The organism is Pontiella desulfatans (assembly GCF_900890425.1).
GTDB classification, from domain to species: domain Bacteria; phylum Verrucomicrobiota; class Kiritimatiellia; order Kiritimatiellales; family Pontiellaceae; genus Pontiella; species Pontiella desulfatans.
In genome coordinates, this window is the sequence record NZ_CAAHFG010000002.1 from 1230102 (window position 1) to 1247835 (window position 17734).

The window sequence follows — 17734 nt, forward strand, 5'->3', positions numbered from 1 at the left end:
ATGCCGGGATTTGGTTTTGTGGTGAAATATGCGGCCGACAGGCTGTGCGGCTTGATGCCTGGGATGAAAGTCTATCCCCGGGTGTTGCAGTTTCCGGTCACCTCGCGCTGCAATTCGCTATGCAAGAGCTGCAATATTCCTTCCGAAGGTAGCAAGATCGATATGTCGGTCGAGCTGCTGCGGAAACTGGTTCGCGACCCGCTCCTGAAAAAAACCGAATCCGTCGGGATCAACGGTGGAGAGCCTTCGTTGATGCGCAACCTGCCCGAACTCGTCGGCATCCTGCTGGAGCTACCCCGCATACGGTCATTTACCCTCATCACCAACGGATTGCTTTCCGACCGCGTTTTGGAGCAGTCCAAGGCGATTGTTTCACAGTGCCGCGAACGCGGCGTCCGGTTTTCCTTGTCGGTTTCCCTGGACGGTGTGGGGGAAATCCACGACGAGTGCCGTGGAATACCGCACGGCTTCGGCAGAACGGTGGAAACCATCGACCGGGTGCTGGCCGAGCGTTCATCCTATTGCGATGCCTTCAGCGTCGGGTGCACGGTTTCCAAGGCCAATGTTGACCATTTGGTCGAACTCGACGAATTTTGCCGTGCGAAGGCCTATCCGGTTTTCTATCGTCTTGCCGTCGGAAACCGCAGAATCTTCACCGATTCATGCGAAATGGATTTCAGTGTGCTCGCAGACGAGAATGCCCTCCAGTCGGCCCAGGAATTCTTCTACGGAAAAATCATCGACCGCTCGAACAGGAACTGGCGGGAAAAGCTCGTGTATTTCATGATCCTTGAATATTTGCTTTCGAAGGGAACCGTCCGGCTTGCCAATTGTTTCTGGGCATGGCGCGATGCCACCATCGACGAGTCCGGCAAACTCTACTATTGTGCAACCCAAAGCGAGAGCATCGGACAACTGGATGGGCGGAACGGCCGTTCACTCTTCTTTGCACGCGACAACCAGCGCTATCGCAAGCGGCTGTGTGCCGGGCATTGCTCCTCCTGCATCCACTACGCCTTCATGCCGACCCCCGGGGGCTTGTTTCGTTTCGCGCTGTTCGCCGGCCGGTGGGTGGCCTTTTCCCGGCTCTACAAAGCCATGCGGAGGCGCCTGTGAAAATCTGCATCGTAGGCTGGTACGGAACCGAAACCATTGGTGACCGGGCAATCCTGGCCGGCATCATCCAACTGCTCGCCGAGTCCTTTCCGGATTTTGAAGTGGAACTGGGCAGCTTGATTCCTTTTTTTTCCGAGCGGATGCTACACGAGGACGCCGACCTATGGGCAAAGCTTGCGGGAAGGACTGTGAAGTTGCACATGTTCGATAGCACTTCGATGACCGGGCTAAGGCGGGCAGTCGGGGAATCGGATCTGGTGCTTGTTGGCGGCGGGCCGTTGATGGACCTTCGCTCCATGCACGTGCTCTCCTATGCGTTTGCCTATGCCAGGAAACGCGGCAAAAGAACCGGGGTCTTCGGGTGCGGTGCAGGCCCTCTGAAGACTGCGGAATACCGGAAGGTGACCGCCGATATCCTTTCGAATGCGGATTTCGCGGTCTTCCGGGATCGGGCTTCGCTGGATTTTGTGGAGGAGCAAGGATTGTGCGCCGCCGGAACCTTCAAATCGGCGATTTGCCCCGCCGCATTCTGTGCAATGCATTTCCGGGAAGAATATCCGCCGGTGCGGGGGGCAGAACGCATTTGCGTGAATTTGCGTCGGATGCCGGACGGCTATCTCGATGGCGCGCCCGAACGGATCGACGAAGCGACGGAGCGTTTGGTGCTGTCGCTGGCGCAGCGCTTTCCCGAAAAGGAGGTTGTGCTGACGCCAAACCACTATTTTGCCATGGGGAACGACGACCGCGTGTTATTGAACGGGATTCGCTTCAGGTCGGATGCCGGCAACCTGACCGTGCGGAACAAACCCTTGAGCCTGGAGGGAACCATGCGGTTTTTTGCGGATTCGTGTTTCTGCGTCGGCATGCGCTTCCACTCGTTCCTGTTGATGTCCATTGTCAATGGGCGCTGCATTCTTCTGAACTACACCGGTGAAAACGAAGGGAAGACGGCAGGATTCATCCGCGACTACGACACGGCGGGTTTCTTCGATTCCAGGCATATGATCCAGTTGTGCGAATCCGCCAGTCTCGACGGGATTTCATTCTTCGAATCCTCCAGTGAGTTGTTCGGGCTGGATGCCGGATTGTTGGAAACCGCCCGTTCCGTCTACCGCAACGAATTGACGGGGCTTTGGCAATGAAGATTTTGCATCTGACCATCTACGATATCAAGGGGGGGGCATCGCGTGCCGGATACCGAATCTGTTCGGCATTGCGCGCCACCGGGGTCGATTCCCGCATGGGCGTCATGCGCAAGCTGGGTTCGGATTCCTTTGTGCATGGGGCAACGGGGTTCCCGAAGAGCCAGTTGGCGCTCCTTTGGATGGCGACCACACGCATTCCGCTCATGGCCCATCCCAAGCGGGCGCCGATGCCGATGTATTCCTTCGATTCCATGCCGGGCTTCCCGTTTGCATGGCCATCGGGGTTCGATCCCGACATCATCCATCTCCACTGGATTAACAACGGGTTCCTGAACACCCGCCAGCTGGAGGGGTTCGGGAAACCGGTGGTCTGGACGGTTCACGACATGTGGCCCATGACCGGCGGATGCCACTACAGTGGCGAATGCAAAAAGTTTTCCGCAGCCTGCGGAACCTGCGAACAACTGGGCTCGACGAAGGTGGAGGATGCGGCCTTCCGTCAGCAGCAGCGCAAGGCCAGGCATTATTCCATGGTTAATATGGGCATTGTATGCCCCTCCAAGTGGATGGCCAGTTGCGCAGACCGAAGTTTGGCATTCGCGGGAAAACCTGTCCATGTGGTGAAGAACCCGATCGATACAACGGTCTTCGTGGGGCAAAGCAAGGCGGTTGCAAGGTCGAGGCTTGGGTTGCCACTGGATAAAAAACTGGTTCTGTTCAGTTCCATGCGGGGGCATGTCAACCGAATCAAGGGTTTGCATTTGCTCAAACCCGCCCTGCAGGAACTCGCCTCCCGGAACCAGGATGTCCATCTGGTGGTGGTGGGGGCCGACAAAACCGACGGGCAGGAGGACTTGCCGTTCCCGATCCACTATACGGGATATATTTCCAGCGAAGAGGAGATGGCTTCATACTATGCCGCCGCGGATGTATTTGTTGCCCCGTCGCTTCAGGACAACCTGCCCAATACGGTAATGGAGTCCCTCTCGTGCGCAACCCCCGCCGTTGCTTTCAACATCGGCGGCATGCCGGACATGATTGCGCACCGGGAATCCGGCTATCTGGCAACGCCCTTCGATGTAGGGGATCTGGCCACTGGAATCGAATGGTGCCTGGGCAACAACCCGGACAATTGCCTCGGTAATGTGGGGCGCCGGTTTGCGGAGGGTTGCACTCCTTCCGTAATTGCCGCAAAGTACATGCAAATCTATAGGGACATGGTCTAGGAGTATTGTTTTGGCTTATTTTTCTTTCGCAGCTGTTTTTCTTGTTATTGCCGGTATTACACTCGCATTCGTGCGGGCCCAAAAGTGGGATTTTTTCACGCCCCACACCTACCAATCGGCGTTCTTTGTCTTGCTGTTGGTGTTTTTTCCGGCCTTGCAGCTCGCGCTCGGCAATTTCCCCGAAGAAACCAAGGCGATCGTGAAAACGAACTTCATGGTGCTGCTGTACTATTGCAGCTTTTCCCTGCCCTTCTTTCTTTTCCGTCGATCCCCCGCAGCCTTCGGTGCACTTCGGCAGAAGGGGACGCAGCATGGCCGGCGGGTGGACGTGTTGGTGTTCCTTGCATTGGGGGGCATGGTTGTTTGTTATGGATTGCTGACTTGGCTTTCCGGGTTCGGGCTTCGTAACTGGCTACTCTACCCGCGTCTTGGCCTCCAGTTCTATCGTGGTGGGGTCGGGCCGTTGTTCGTCGGGGCGCAGTTGCTGCTCGTCTCCGCCTATTTCCTGATCTTGTTTTTCCGCGCCAAGACGGCGAAGGCGATTGCCGCAACGGTGGTGTTTTTCGCGTTCATCGCCTATTTCTTCGGCTCCAAGGGCGGCCCGCTCTACGTTGGCTTTTCCGGGGTGGCCTATTACTATTTCTTTTTCCGCAGGCTTTCATTGCCGAAACTTATTCTCGCGATGTCCTCGTTGGCCGTCATATTCATCATCTTGTTCCAGACCCATCGCGTGCAATGGCAGTCTTTCAAGGACAACATCGATTCCTTTCCCGTGCCTCGCTATGTCGATTTCCAACAGAAGGATTATGTGAAAACAGCGATGGGGGACGAAGAGGAGCAAAGCACCTCGCACGCAGTGGTGTCCTATGCAGACCACTATTACTATGCCTGCCTGTTCTTCCGCGACTTTGGGGATCAGTTCCACCTTTGCTACGGCGCGGAGTACGTCAATGCGCTGTGGACCTATGTGCCGCGCTTCATTTACCCCGAAAAGCCCATGTCGTTCGGCCTGACCGAGTTCGTGATAGAAAAATACCATCCGGGGCTTGCGGCCAAGGGGCACGGCCGGGTGGTCGGCGGCAAGGTGTTCCGGCGCGGCATTGAGGGATACCTTAATTTCGGCGTGCTCGGTCTGGTTGTGGCGGGGCTGGTCAAGGGCGTGTTTGCCGCACTGGCCTACCGTAGTTTTCTGGCCAACCGCGACATGGTCAGCTTCGCTCTTGTGCTCTTCATGATGGATTTTGTCTGGTTCACTTGCCCCGGTGCGCTATTGGTTGCCTGGCTGGCTCTGTTTGCCATGGCCTTGAAATTCTTGGGGATTGGGCTCGTTCCAAATGAAGATTAGTCTGGTCACAGCTTCGTTCAACAGCGCTTCGACTATCGAAGACACCTTTAAATCCGTGGGGTTGCAGGCGTTCAGCGAACTTGAATACATCCTCGTCGATGGCGCTTCCTCGGATGCCACCCTGGAACTTGCCGGAAAATACGAAAACCTCATATCGAAACAGGTCAGCGAGCCGGACGGGGGGATCTACGATGCCATGAACAAGGGAATCCGCATGGCTACGGGAGATGTCGTGGGGCTTATCAATTCAGACGACATGCTGGCCGCACCGGATGTCCTCCTGGAAGTTGCCGCGGCATTTGAGGATCAGGAGGTGGAGGCCGTTTACGGCGATTTGGTCTATGTCGATGCCGGCGATGTTTCGAAAACGAAGCGTGTTTGGCGGTCTGGAATATATTCAAAACAGAAGTTGGCGCGAGGGTGGTATCCTGCGCATCCGACCGTCTATCTGCGGCGTTCCGTCTATGAGCGGTTCGGACTTTTCGACCTGGACTTCCCACTCGCAGCGGACGGAGAGTTCCTTTTTCGCATCTTCTCGAAGGGAATCCGCGCCCGCTACATTCCGAAAATCATGGTACGGATGCGAACCGGCGGCGCAACGGGACAGCGTTCCAATCTATGGCGGCAAAACCGCGAAATCATGCGAGGCATGCGAAAGAACGGGATTCATGTGTCCCCCCTGTTTTTCCCGGCCAAGCTACTGAACCGGACGTGGCAGCGTTTTCAGGGCTGGATGGCAAGGTAGGAACCATGGCGGTTTTGGTGACAGGTGCATGCGGGTGGATCGGCCGGGCGGTTTGCGCGTTCCTGGCCGGGAAGGGGATTCCCGTGGTCGGTGCCGATTTGGCGGAGGCCACCGGGCCGTGGGAGCGTTTCGAAGGTCTCGACATCACCCAGCCGCTCGATTTCCCGGCCGAGGGCATCGATGCCGTGATCCATTGCGCGGGATATGCCCACCGGCCGAATGAGACTCCGGAGGAGCAAAAAATGTTCTATGCCGTCAACCGCGACGGCACCCGCAATATGCTCGATTGGTGTTCCCGCAACGGGGTCGGCCGTTTTCTTTACGTGGGGTCGATCGCTTCCTACGACTGGAAGGCGGCCAATGGCGAACCCGTGGATGAGGATTTCCCGATGTTGCTCGAAACGCACTATGCCCGTTCCAAATATGAAGGGGAGCAACTGGTGGCCGGCTCCGGTCTGGATTGGCGCATTGTCCGCCTCGCAACCGTCTTCGGCGAGGGCGACCGGGCAAACTTTGCCAAAATGGCGGCGGCCATGAAAAAAAGGATGTTCCTGGTTCCTGGAAAGGGGACGGCCCGCAAGAGCGTACTTCCCGTGGAGGTGGCCGCCGGGCTCATCTCGGAATTCGCCCTGATGGACCAGGTGCCGCACCGTTTGGTCAACCTGGCATTGCCCGAAGCCCCGTCCTTATCGGAAATCTGCGCCGCCTACAATGAGGTTTGCGGCTTCTCGGCAGTACCTCATGTTCCCCTCGCATTATTGCGGGTTTTGGGATTCGGCGGGGATCTCGCCGCCAAGGTTTTGGGCCGGTTCCCATTCACATCCAATACCCTTGGAAAACTCACCCAGACCACCGAGGTTTCAACCACCCGCATGCAGGCGTGTTTCCCGGGAATGGCATTCCAGCCCTTTTCCGACTGCCTGGCCTCTTGCAAGGAGTACTACATCTCCTTGTAGGTTCCGCCATTCTTTGCTTACATGTCGCGAATGCCATGAAACGTTTTTTTGATATTGTTGTCTCGCTGTCGATTCTGGTGGTTTTTTCGCCGGTTTTCGTTCTTTGCGCCCTGGCCGTTCGGTTCACTTCGAAGGGGCCGGTGTTCTATGTCTCCGACCGGATCGGTGCGAACAACTCCCATTTCAACATGATCAAGTTCCGGACCATGCGCATCGATACGCCCCAGGTGGCCACGCATCTGATGACCGATCCCAAGGCATTCCTTACCCCGGTGGGCGATTTCCTGCGCAAAAGCAGTCTCGACGAACTGCCGCAATTGATCAATGTGCTCAAGGGCGAGATGTCGATCGTTGGGCCGCGCCCGGCGCTGTTCAACCAGGACGACCAGATTTCGTTGCGAACCGAGGCCGGTTGCCATGTGCTGGTTCCCGGCATCACCGGATGGGCGCAGGTGAATGGGCGCGACGATATCCCGATTGTTCGCAAGGTCGAGCTGGACACCTGGTATTTCCATAACCGAAGCTTTGCGCTCGACATGAAGATTATCCTTTTGACCGCTTGGCATGTTGTCTGGCGCAAGGATGTCAGCCACTAGGGGCGAGGCACGAAAGCAGCAATGTTTAACATCCATTTAAAGAATCCCAATTCATACCTGATGCTGCTGGCCGATGTGGCCATGGTTTCATTGGCATTGGTCGGGGCCTATGCGTTGCGCTTCGACTTTTTCTCCGACCCGGTTTTCCTGGAAGGCAGATACGACACCCAATTGATCCGGGCCCTGGCCGTGGTTGTTCCCTATAAAATGGTCATCTTCGGTTTATTCGGCCTCTACCGCGGGATGTGGCGCTACACCAACCTGCGCGATATGCGCAAGCTGGCGGTGGCGGTCATGCTCTCTTCCATGCTGATGGTTTCCTACATCGCCTACCGCTACCACTTCGTCGGTTTTGCCCGCAGTGTCTACGTGTTGGATGCGCTGTTGACCTTTGTGCTGGTGGCCGCAGTGCGCATTTCCATTCGCATTGGGTTCGGCTATCGCCAGTTCGGGTCGGTTGGAGCCATGCTCAAACAATCGCTGCCGCGCCAGCAACGGACGCTGGTGATCGGGGCGGGGTATAGCGGAGAGCGATTGTTCCGGGAGCTTCAGTCCGATATCAGGAACCCCTACCAGATCATTGCCTATCTCGACGACGATCCCAAAAAGCATGGGCGCTCGCTTCATGGATGCCGGATTTTCGGGGCGGTCGATAAGCTGGGCCAGGCCATCCGGAAATACGAAGCGGAGCTGATTCTGATCGCCATTTCCAACGTTGACGGCGGAAGGCTCCGCTCAATCATCGAGGCCTGCGAGGCCTCCGGGCTCCCGTTCAAGAAGGTGCCCAATGCCCAGAGCATTATTGATGGAACGGTTTCGATGAAGGAACTGCGCGATGTCGACTTTTCCGACCTGCTCGGTCGACCGGCGGTCAAGCTCGATACCTCGGCCATCGCGAACTATCTGGAAGATCGCACCGTCCTCATTACGGGGGCGGGCGGCTCCATTGGATCGGAGCTGGTGCGCCAGGTGATCCGCTTCAACCCCGCGCGGCTGGTGCTGGTGGATAGTTGCGAGGAAAACCTGTTCAATATCCAAATGGAACTCCAGGGGGTGCACGGCTTCGAGGGAATCGTCCCGGTAATCGCGCGCGTGCAGGACGAACCGGTCATGAAAAAAATGTTCGAGTGCTTTCGTCCGTCCACGGTCTACCACGCCGCCGCATACAAGCACGTCCCGCTCATGGAGAACAATCCGTGGCAGGCGATCGACAACAATGTGATCGGCAGCTACACCGTTATGAAGTGCGCCCACGAGGCCGGGGTCAAGCGTTTCGTCCTGGTTTCGACCGACAAGGCCGTGCGACCCACCAACATCATGGGCGCATCCAAGCGCATGACCGAGCTGGTGCTTCACGCCATCGCGAAACAATCCAGCACCGCGTTCATGGCGGTTCGGTTCGGCAATGTCCTTGGTTCTTCCGGTTCGGTCATCCCCATCTTCCGCAAGCAGATCGCGCGCGGTGGCCCCGTAACCGTCACCCATCCGGAAATGACGCGCTATTTCATGACCATTCCCGAAGCCGCCCAATTAATCCTGCAGGCCGGCGCGCTTGGCCAGGGGGGCGAAATCTTCATCCTCAAGATGGGCACGCCGGTCAAGATTGCCAACATGGCGCGCGATCTCATCCGCCTTTCCGGCAAGGAACCCGATACCGAGATCGAAGTCCGCTTCACGGGCATTCGCGAGGGGGAAAAACTCTACGAAGAGCTCATTACCGAGGGGGAGGGCATTGTTCAAACCAACCACGAAAAAATCATGGTGCTGCGAACCGAGGACGAGTCCGTCTATGCCGAGTTCCAGGGGGCCTTGGAGGAGCGCATCAACGAGTTGCGGTCGGCGGCCGCCACCCACGATGCCTGCGCCATCAAATCCGTGGTCGAGCGGATTGTGCCCGAATATGCGCGGCAGGATTGCGGCTCGGTGATGATGTAAACCTTGTCCTGCTTCCGCCAATCGCCTATCAATAGAAGCATCTGAAGGAGGATGCATTGCGCAAATTAACTAAATACCTGTTGGTGGATTTCGCCATCGTGTTCGGCACGGCGATGCTGCTGGTCACGTTCGCCTTCAGCATCGGTGCCATCTATAAAGCGATCGACGTCATATCCAAAGGGCTGCCGGCCATCGTGGTTGGCAAGTTTTTCGTGTATAACCTGCCCTATGCGCTCGCATTCGCCATCCCCATCAGCGCCCTGTTTTCCACGCTGCTGCTTTTCGGGCGTCTTTCGTCCGATAGCGAAATCAGCGCCCTGAAAAGTGGCGGACTGAGCCTGTGGCAGATTTCCTCGCCCATCCTGCTCTTTTCCTTGGTGCTTTCCTGCCTCTGCCTTTACAACGTTTGCGTCGTCTATCCCAGCACCACCTACGAAACCAGGAAGCTCCTCCAGGGCATGGGGGTGGAGGATCCCATCAAGCTCCTCGAGGAAGGGCGCTTCATCCGCGAATTCGACGGATACATGATCTATGTCGGAAAGAAAAACCGGAACCGGGTCAAGGATCTGATCGTCTACGAAGTCGACAAGAAGGGCAAGGTGACCGGAACCGTCCGCGCCGACAGCGGAATCATGACGGTCGATAAGGAAAAGGCGCTGCTCAAGATCGACCTTTTCGATGTCCGGATCGAAATCCCCGATCCCGATGCCCCGGACGATTCCGCCAAAACCCGCTACGTCAATGCCCGCAAATATCCGATCCGGCTCGATATCAACGAACTCACCGGAAAAAAGACCCTCACCAAGAAACGCAAGAACATGACGGCGTTGGAGCTGATCCACCGCATCCGGAACCCGGAGCAAAACCAGGAATGGATGGGGAAGAAAGACCTCGTCGTTGAACGAACCCGCGACCTGGTGGATTTCCACCAGCGCATGTGCCTTTCGGTTTCGCCCCTGATGTTCGTGCTCATCGCCATTCCGCTGGGGATCAAGTCGCACCGCAAGGAATCCTCGATCGGCATGTTGATGAGCCTCGTCATCATGTTCGTCTACTACATCTTCATCATCCTGTCCGACACCTTCGACAAAGACCCGCACCTCTACCCGTGGCTGATGCCCTGGTTGCCGATCGTCTTCGGGCAGATCGCCGGCCTGGTGCTCATGCACCGCGCCAACTAATCCCCAACCGCCCACCGCATTCGAACGTTCATCGTCGTGATCATCGCCCTCGCTGGGGCGGTAGGACGATCAATGGAAAGGTGGAGTCGGAAACCGGAGGGACACGGAGACGACGCATTCCATACGCCAGACCCCTCTGTATGTCTCCGTGCCCTCCGGGGGTAAAGGTTTAGCTTTTCCAGAGTTCCTCGCCATATTCCCAGCCCTTGCGGACGGGTTCCTTGAGGTATTGGTTCAGTTCCGGACGGTTGGTGATCCGCATGTTCCTGGAATCCCACTCAATCTTGCCGCCATGGTTCACGGCAAGGATGCCCAGCAGCATGACCTCCGTGAACGGCGCGGCATAGTCGAAGTTGGATCCGCATTCCGGAATCTCGCCCTTAACGGCGCTGATCAGCTCGCGGATGGGGCCGCTCTGCTTCAGGCGCGGATAGACTTCCTCGGGGTAGCCCGCTTCCTTGTAGGCCTTTTGCGCTTCCTTGTTGGCGAGGCGCGGATTGTTGGAACGGGCATCGGTGTAGCCATTGTTCTTGGTGCCGAAGTAGTAGGTTCCGTTTCCGGGCGTGTTTTCCCAGGTCCAGTCGTCCGGGGCCTTGGGAGCAAAGTGTGCGTTGCCGTTATACCAGTAGAGCTTGCAGGGCTCCTTGGTGCCGCGCTTCTCGAAATCGAAACGGACGCGGACGCCGTCGGGCACGATCCACTCGTTTCCGCCGGACACCTTCTCGGCCTCGACCGCAACGGGTTCGTAGAGATCGAGCAGCCAGACCGGGGCGTCGGCGATGTGGCAGAACCAGTCGCCGAAGGTGCCCGTGCCATAGGGATGGAACGCGCGCCATTTTTTCGGATGGTAGAGATGGTTGAAAGGGGCCGGTCCGGTCGGACCCTGCCACAGGTCCCAGTTGAGGGTGGCCGGAACGGGATCGTTCGGCGGCGGGAACGCGCCGGGGCGTTCGAAATATTCGCCGCCCCATTCGGGGCCGCCGATCCAGGAATGCGCTTCGGTGATTTGGCCGAAGATGCCATCCTCGTACCATTCGCGAAGCTGTCGGATGCCGTTGTAGGTGTGGCCCTGGTTGCCCATGTTGGTGAGCACCTTGTATTGGGCCTTGGCCTTCTTCAGCGTGCGCGCCTGCCAAATGTTGTGGACCAGCGGCTTCTGGGTGAAGGTCGCGAGGCCGCGCTCCATCGAGGCCATCGTTGCGGCGAAGTGGGTATGGTCGGGCGTGCTGACGCAGACCATGTCGATCTCCTTGCCCATTTGGTCGAGCATCACGCGGAAGTCGGTGAACGTCGGTGCCGTGGCATTGTCTGGATGCTTGCCGAGGTGGTGGGCGAACATGGCCTCGTCGACATCGCAGCGCGCCACGATGTTTTCGTTCTGCGCTTCGTGGTAGACGTATGCGGCAATGTTGCCGGAACCAATCAGGGCAATGTTGACCTTTTCGTTGGCGGAGGGGCCGGGCTTGCCTATGTTGAATTGGTAGATTTCGCTTTTGCGGTTGGCGGTGGTTTGGCAGCCGGTGAGTCCCAGCGCCGAAGCCCCGGCCGCGGCGGAGCCGATGGCCTGAAACGATCTGCGGTTCATGTTTTTCATCATTCAGTATCCTGTTGGTTTCTTGTGCTAAACATCCAATGGTCGCTTTGGTGAATGGTGGCCGGGATGTCGTCAATTGAATGGGTTAGCTCTTCCAGAGCTCCTCGCCATATTCCCAGCCCTTGCGGACGGGCTCTTTGAGGTATTGGTTCAGTTCCGGGCGGTTGGTGATCCGCATGTTCCTGGAGTCCCATTCGATCCGGCCGCCATGGTTCACGGCAAGGATGCCGAGCAGCATGATCTCGGTGAACGGCGCGGCATAGTCGAAATTCGATCCCGGTTCGGGACCGCCCTTGATGGCGTTGACGAGTTCAAGCACCGGACCGCCTTCGATACGTGGAATGGTTTCGGCGGGATAGCCCGCGTTCTTGAACGCAATCGCGGCATCCCTGCTGGAGAGGCGAGGGTTGTTGGAGCGCTCGTCGGTGAAGCCGTTGTTCTTGGTGCCATGAAAGAATGTGCCGGCTGCGGGCAGGCTGCCCCAGCCCCAGTCTTCCGGAAGAGCCGGGCTGAACCGCTTGGGATCGCCGTTATACCAATAGACGGTGCAGGGGGCCTTGTCGGCGCGGCGTTCGAAGTCGAACCGGACGCGGCAACCATCGGCCACCATCCATTCGTTGCCGCCCTCCACGCTCTCGGCTTCGATGCAGACCGGTTCGTAGAGGTCGAGCAGCCAGACCGGGGCGTCGGCGATGTGGCAGAACCAGTCGCCGAACATGCCCCCGCCATAGCGATTGAAGCCGCGCCATTTTTTCGGGTGGTAGAGTTTGTTGAAGGGGGCCGGGCCGGTCGGCCCCTGCCAGAGATCCCAGTCCAGGGTGGCGGGAACCGCATCCGTTGCCGGCGGGAGGGTTTCCGGACGCTGGAAATAGTTGCCGTTCCACTTCGGCCCGTCCCTGTAGGAATGCACCTCGGTGATCTGGCCGAAAATACCGAGGTCGTACCATTCCTTAAGCTGCCGGATGCCGTTGGAGGTATGGCCCTGGTTGCCCATGTTGGTGAGCACCTTGTAGTGGGCCTTCGCCTTTTTCAGCGTGCGTGCCTGCCAGACGTTGTGCGTCAGCGGTTTCTGCGTGAAGGTATGGATGCCGCGTTCCATGGCGCCCAGCGTGGCGGGGAAGTGCGTGTGGTCGGGCGTGCTGATGCAAACCATGTCGATCTCCCCGCCCAGCTTGTCGAGCATGACCCGGAAGTCGGCGAAGGTGGCCGCTTTCTCCATGGCGGAAAACCGTTTGGCATGTTGCGCGAACATCCGCGAATCGACATCGCAGATGGCCACGAGGTTTTCGTTTTGGGTTCCTTCAAAAGCCCGCCATGCCACGTTGCCCGTGCCGATCACCGCGACGTTCAGCCTGCTGTTGGCCGATGGGCCGGGCTTGCCAATGCTGAAGAGCGGCACTGCGGTCGAGGCCGCCACCGCGGTTTTCTGGAACGATCTGCGGTTTACTTTTTTCATCATGCCATCCTTCATTTCATAGCTAGTCATGTTGATTGCTTTGCTACAGGAGGTGTTGACCGCGAAGACGCAAAGAAACAAAGGCGTGGAATCATCTGTACTTGGTATCTTAGCGTCTTTGCGGTCATATTTCCTGCTACGGTGATGCTTCAGCCTTCTTCCTTTTTCTTTGCTTTCTGCTCCTCCTGGTAATTGGCGTACCAGTCGAGCAGCTCCTGCGGCCAGGCAAAGGTCGGGGCGGTCGCCGGGTCGTAGCCTGCGAGATGAATGTTTTCCGACGCGGCTCTAGCGGCGGGTTTCGCATATTTCCAATCAATGTCGCCGAGCTGTTCCATGATGATATCGGCAAGAACCGGATCGTATTCGGTCAGCTCTTCGCGGGTGTTGACGTGGTTGTGGTCGTGGTCCGGTTCGCGGTTGTCGTCGAAGAACGACTGCACCCCCTCGGCCCAATATTCGTGGACGTTGTTGGCGGCGTATTTGTCTTTCCAGAGCCCCTTGGCCATGGCGTCGTCGTAGGCCGCCACCAGCCTGGGCTTGAATTCGGGATCGAGGTCGACGAGCGCCATGTCCATGATGGCGTGCGCGAATTCGTGGACGAGGATGCTTTCCTGATGGTAGGGGTCGCCGGGGTAGCGCAGCACGTTTTCCTCGCCGCAGCTGACAGCGGGGCGTTGATGGTTGGGGCCAAGGCCCCGTGCGCGGCGGTCCCAGAACTTCGCGGGTTTCATGTCGCTGTATTCCGGCATCTGCGTCACGAATTCGGTGTAGTCGATCAGCACGAAGCGGACGTGGTTTTCGGCCAGTTTCTGGATCGCGTCGGGGCGGTTTTGCAGCATTTGCTTGACGATGTAGGCCGTCTCCCTGAAGGCATGGTCATCCACCTTGTCGTTGCCGACAATGGTGAAGCCTCCCAGATCCAGCGCCTTGGTGTAGAAGGGATCCAGGTTTAGGTCGGCCACCATTTCTTGCGTTGGCGCCGCAACCTTGAGTTTCGCGATCTGTTCGGAAATCCCCGCGCCGTCGGCAACGGATGTTTGTGCAAGGACGGTTGCGACTATGATGCTGAAAGCAATGGAGAAATATCTCGTATTCATTCGTTGCCACTCGATTTGCCGCGTTCGAAATACCAGGTGGAGAAGCGCGAGGCGATGGACATTGTTTCCGCTTCCTGCGAGTCGAGCTTCATGACGCACATCTGGTCGGTCACATACATGAAGAGCTTGCCCACCCCCGCGTCGTCCGGATTTTCAAACACATCGTCGGGATAGTCGTACCACCAGTAGCCGTAGAGGTTCCTTTCGGTGCCGTCGAGGGTGAACACGCTTCCGCTTCCATCAAAATCAAATGTGCGAGGGGCCACCTTTTTGACTTCCCCCTTGCCGCGTTGGATGGCGGTGAGCCTCCATTTTCCGACGACCTCCTTGTCCTTGGGGCCGTTGAAGGTTTGGGGGTCGTCGCTCCCTTCGGTGTCGAAGTTCGGGGAGGTGATTCGCGGCAGCGGCCCCTTGGTGAACGTGCTTTCGGTCGTCAGGAAGGGCTTTCCGTTCTTCGCGATGATCGCCTTGATGGTTGCGGTTTCATTCAGTTCGAACGGTGCCGTGTATCTAACCGCCTTTGATCCGTTGACAGAATAGGTGATGTCGAACCTGGCGTCGTCAAGATCACCCCTCAACGCAATCCGGTTCATCTCGATGGCAACCGTAGTGCTCTCCGGAAAGAGGGTGCGCCCGAGGATGCCCGCGCCGCTTACTTCGATGGCGCCGTCCTGGTCGGTGCTTTGGAAGATGCCGAGCGAGAGGCCGTTGAAGGTTTTGCGGTGGGTTTCGCGGTGGGTGGTGACGTCGAGCGGGTCGCCGTTGTCGAAGCCGAGCAGTTCGACCGGGCCGTCGATCTGGTAATCGATTCGGTTGCAGGCCCACGGCACAAAATTGCCGTTGGCATCCTTGATCGTTGTGGTGAGGTGGCTGATGTCGAACCGGTCGGCGGCCATGTTTGTATTGTCGGCGGCAAACTCGATGGTCGTCGGGGCGCCGGCGGTCTTGAATATCTTTTCGGCAACGGCCTTGCCGCCGCGGTAGCCGACGGCTTTCAATGTTCCGGCTTCGTAGGGCACCTTCCAGACGATGTCGAGCAGGTCGCGCGGCGGCTTTTTGCCGAGCGGCTTGCCGTTGAGGAAGAGTTCGACCTCTTCGCAGTTGGAGTAGGCCACCACGGGAATTCCGACGCCCTCCATGCCGGGGTGCGTCCAGTGCGGCAGGAGGTGCACCATCGGCTCGTCCGTCCATTGGCTCTGGTAGAAGAAATAGTGGTCTTTCGGGAAGCCGCACAGGTCGATGATGCCGAAGTTCCAGATCCGCGCCGGCCAGCTGCCGCCGCCGAACGAGGCTTCGCCGAGATAGTCGAACCCGGTCCAGCGGAACTCGCCCATGATCCACGGCGTTTCCTTGGTGCGCTTCCAGCAGGTGCGGGCAGTGATGCGCACGCCGCAGTTGTCGTACGACGAGCTGTAGCGTTCGTGGCCATCGAAGAAAATCTGCTTGTCGCCGTAAGCCGTGAACGGATTGACCATGATGCTGCGGTTGCGCCACCAGGTGAGCGTGCGGTAGAAGCCGCGCGTCTGCAGCGTATGCGGAACCTCGGTCAGCACAACGGCCTTTTCGGGATTTTCCTCGTGGAACTTTTCGAGGATGCCCGGTGTGCCGCCCGGCGCGTTGAAGCCCGCCACATCCACGCCATAGAACAGGCTGCCACCGGTGGTCGGGCGCGTCGTGTCGTATTTCTTCACTTCGGCGCTAATGTTGTGCGTATCCTTGATGCCGGTTTCGTTGCCGATGCTGTACATGATGACCGCGGGATGGTTGCGGTCGCGCCGCACCCAGTCCTTCACATCGGTTTTCCACCACTCCTTGAAATGGTGGCGGCCATAGTCGTGCTTGCTCTTCGCTCCCCAGCCGTCGAACAGCTCGTCCATCACCATGATGCCCATTTCGTCGCACAGGTCGTAGAAGATCGGTCGGCGCGGATTGTGGGAGACGCGGATGGCATTGCAGCCCATCTCCTTCAGGATCCGCAGGCGGCGGCGCAGCACCTTTTCGGGAATGGCCGACCCGACAAGCCCCGCATCGGAATGCTCGCACACCCCCTTGAGTTTGGTCGATTTCCCGTTCAGGAAGAAGCCCTCGTCCGGATCGAACCGCAGCGAGCGGATGCCGAAGCGCGTTTGGTTGGTGTCGATGGTCTTGCTCCCGATCTTGATGGAACTGACCAGGGTGTAGAGGGCGGACGATTCCGGCGACCAGAGCTCCGGGGTTTCGATGCGCAAACCAAGCGTTGCCACGGACGGTCCGTTGGCCGCCAACAGAACCGCTTGTTTCGTCGATGCCACTTGCTTGCCCGCCCTGTCGAGCACGATGGATTCCACGGTGGCTTTATGCGCCTTGGCGGTGCCGTTGTTCAGCGTGGCTTCGACCGCGACGGTAGCCTGTCCAGCTGTGATGGACGGCGTGGTGACGAACACGCCCCATTGGTCGAAATTGATTTTGTTTTTGGATATCAGGGTCACGTCGCCATAGAGGCCGCAACCGGGGTACCAGCGGGCGTTGGGCGCCTGTTGGTTATCCACCCGCACGGCCAGCGTGTTGCGGCCGGAGTTCAGTTCCTGCGAGATGTCGATATAAAAGCTGATGTAGCCATAGGGGCGTTCGCCGACTTTGTTGCCGTTTACCCACACCTCGGTGTTCATGAAGGAGGCATCGAAGAGGAGCAGGTATTGTTTCGCGGGATCAACCTCGTCGAGCTGGAAGGTCTTGCGGTACCAGCCGAGTCCGGTCGGCAGATAGCCGCCTTGGCCGCCGCTGGGATTCGTTTTTTCATAGGGGCCGAGGATCGACCAGTCGTGGGGGATGCGCACCGTTTCCCATCCGGAATCGTCGAAACCGGGTTCCGATGCCAGGTCGGAGCCGGACCGGCTGAACGTCCAGCCGAACACGAGTTTTTCGGTTTGCGGAACCCCGGTCGCCGGTGGTGCCGCCGATGCCAGAAGCGGCGCGCAGGCTGCGGCCAGCAGGCCAACCCCCCATGCTTTGAATTTACGACCCATACACTAGTCCACTGTTTAGTAAGCCGATAAAGCTACCAGAGCCCGGATCGCGGCGTCTTGTAGGATTTGGGCATGCCTGTGTATCTGGGATTAGGCGCGGCGCAGGGAAAAACCGTTAAAGCGTCAAAGGCATAGCTTCCGGATCCGAGCTGCAGTTTCAATCCTTGGTCGGCGGGGAGTTTTTCCACGCCCACCGCGTTGTCGATCGTTCGTCCGTTCTCGTTGACGGACTTCGCTTCAGGCGTGGTGGGGTCAGCCCTCGAATTAATACTTTACTTGCTTGGGCTGCTGTTTGAACTTCTCAGTTCTTCCAGGCTTTTTTCGATGTTCCCGGGCG

13 protein-coding genes are annotated in these 17734 nt (G+C 58.1%); 9 read left to right on the forward strand and 4 right to left on the reverse strand.

Annotated features, from left to right (window positions below):
- From E9954_RS20600 to E9954_RS20640, 9 genes are read left to right on the forward strand one after another with little or no spacing between them, the layout of a single operon-like run.
- Nucleotides 1-1116: a radical SAM protein gene (locus E9954_RS20600; RefSeq protein ID WP_136081154.1), complete on the forward strand. Its 1116-nt coding sequence runs from the start codon at nucleotides 1-3 to the stop codon at nucleotides 1114-1116.
- On the forward strand, nucleotides 1113-2258 hold the full coding sequence (locus E9954_RS20605; protein WP_168442457.1) for a polysaccharide pyruvyl transferase family protein: 1146 nt from the start codon (nucleotides 1113-1115) through the stop codon (nucleotides 2256-2258). The genes E9954_RS20600 and E9954_RS20605 overlap by 4 nt, the downstream gene beginning before the upstream one ends.
- Nucleotides 2255-3487 (forward strand): glycosyltransferase family 4 protein, encoded by a 1233-nt coding sequence (locus tag E9954_RS20610; RefSeq protein ID WP_136081156.1) that lies wholly within the window; start codon nucleotides 2255-2257, stop codon nucleotides 3485-3487. The genes E9954_RS20605 and E9954_RS20610 overlap by 4 nt, the downstream gene beginning before the upstream one ends.
- A gap of 10 nt (nucleotides 3488-3497) precedes the next feature.
- Entirely contained in the window at nucleotides 3498-4832 is a 1335-nt protein-coding gene (locus E9954_RS20615) for a hypothetical protein (RefSeq protein WP_136081157.1), read from the forward strand.
- Nucleotides 4822-5577: a glycosyltransferase family 2 protein gene (locus E9954_RS20620; protein WP_136081158.1), complete on the forward strand. Its 756-nt coding sequence runs from the start codon at nucleotides 4822-4824 to the stop codon at nucleotides 5575-5577. The genes E9954_RS20615 and E9954_RS20620 overlap by 11 nt, the downstream gene beginning before the upstream one ends.
- A 5-nt stretch (nucleotides 5578-5582) precedes the next feature.
- Nucleotides 5583-6533 (forward strand): NAD-dependent epimerase/dehydratase family protein, encoded by a 951-nt coding sequence (locus E9954_RS20625; protein ID WP_168442458.1) that lies wholly within the window; start codon nucleotides 5583-5585, stop codon nucleotides 6531-6533.
- Nucleotides 6534-6568: 35 nt separating this feature from the next.
- The gene (locus E9954_RS20630; RefSeq protein WP_136081160.1) at nucleotides 6569-7129 is read left to right on the forward strand and encodes a sugar transferase; all 561 of its coding nucleotides are present in this window, start codon (nucleotides 6569-6571) and stop codon (nucleotides 7127-7129) included.
- Nucleotides 7130-7150: 21 nt separating this feature from the next.
- Nucleotides 7151-9064, forward strand: coding sequence for a polysaccharide biosynthesis protein (locus E9954_RS20635; protein ID WP_136081161.1), 1914 nt, complete (start codon nucleotides 7151-7153; stop codon nucleotides 9062-9064).
- Nucleotides 9065-9120: 56 nt separating this feature from the next.
- The gene (locus E9954_RS20640; protein ID WP_136081162.1) at nucleotides 9121-10245 is read left to right on the forward strand and encodes an LptF/LptG family permease; all 1125 of its coding nucleotides are present in this window, start codon (nucleotides 9121-9123) and stop codon (nucleotides 10243-10245) included.
- Between the two features lie 169 nt (nucleotides 10246-10414).
- Here E9954_RS20640 and E9954_RS20645 read toward each other — a convergent pair whose 3' ends face one another.
- The 4 genes from E9954_RS20645 to E9954_RS20660 form a co-directional block, all read right to left on the reverse strand.
- Nucleotides 10415-11842, reverse strand: coding sequence for a Gfo/Idh/MocA family oxidoreductase (locus E9954_RS20645; protein WP_136081163.1), 1428 nt, complete (start codon nucleotides 11840-11842; stop codon nucleotides 10415-10417).
- An 82-nt stretch (nucleotides 11843-11924) separates the two neighbouring features.
- A complete protein-coding gene (locus tag E9954_RS20650; protein ID WP_222847258.1) occupies nucleotides 11925-13298 on the reverse strand; it encodes a Gfo/Idh/MocA family protein in 1374 nt (457 codons plus the stop codon).
- Nucleotides 13299-13444: 146 nt separating this feature from the next.
- Entirely contained in the window at nucleotides 13445-14392 is a 948-nt protein-coding gene (locus E9954_RS20655; RefSeq protein ID WP_136081164.1) for a hypothetical protein, read from the reverse strand.
- Entirely contained in the window at nucleotides 14389-17397 is a 3009-nt protein-coding gene (locus E9954_RS20660) for a glycoside hydrolase family 2 TIM barrel-domain containing protein (protein ID WP_136081165.1), read from the reverse strand. The genes E9954_RS20655 and E9954_RS20660 overlap by 4 nt, the downstream gene beginning before the upstream one ends.
- Nucleotides 17398-17734: the final 337 nt, after the last annotated feature.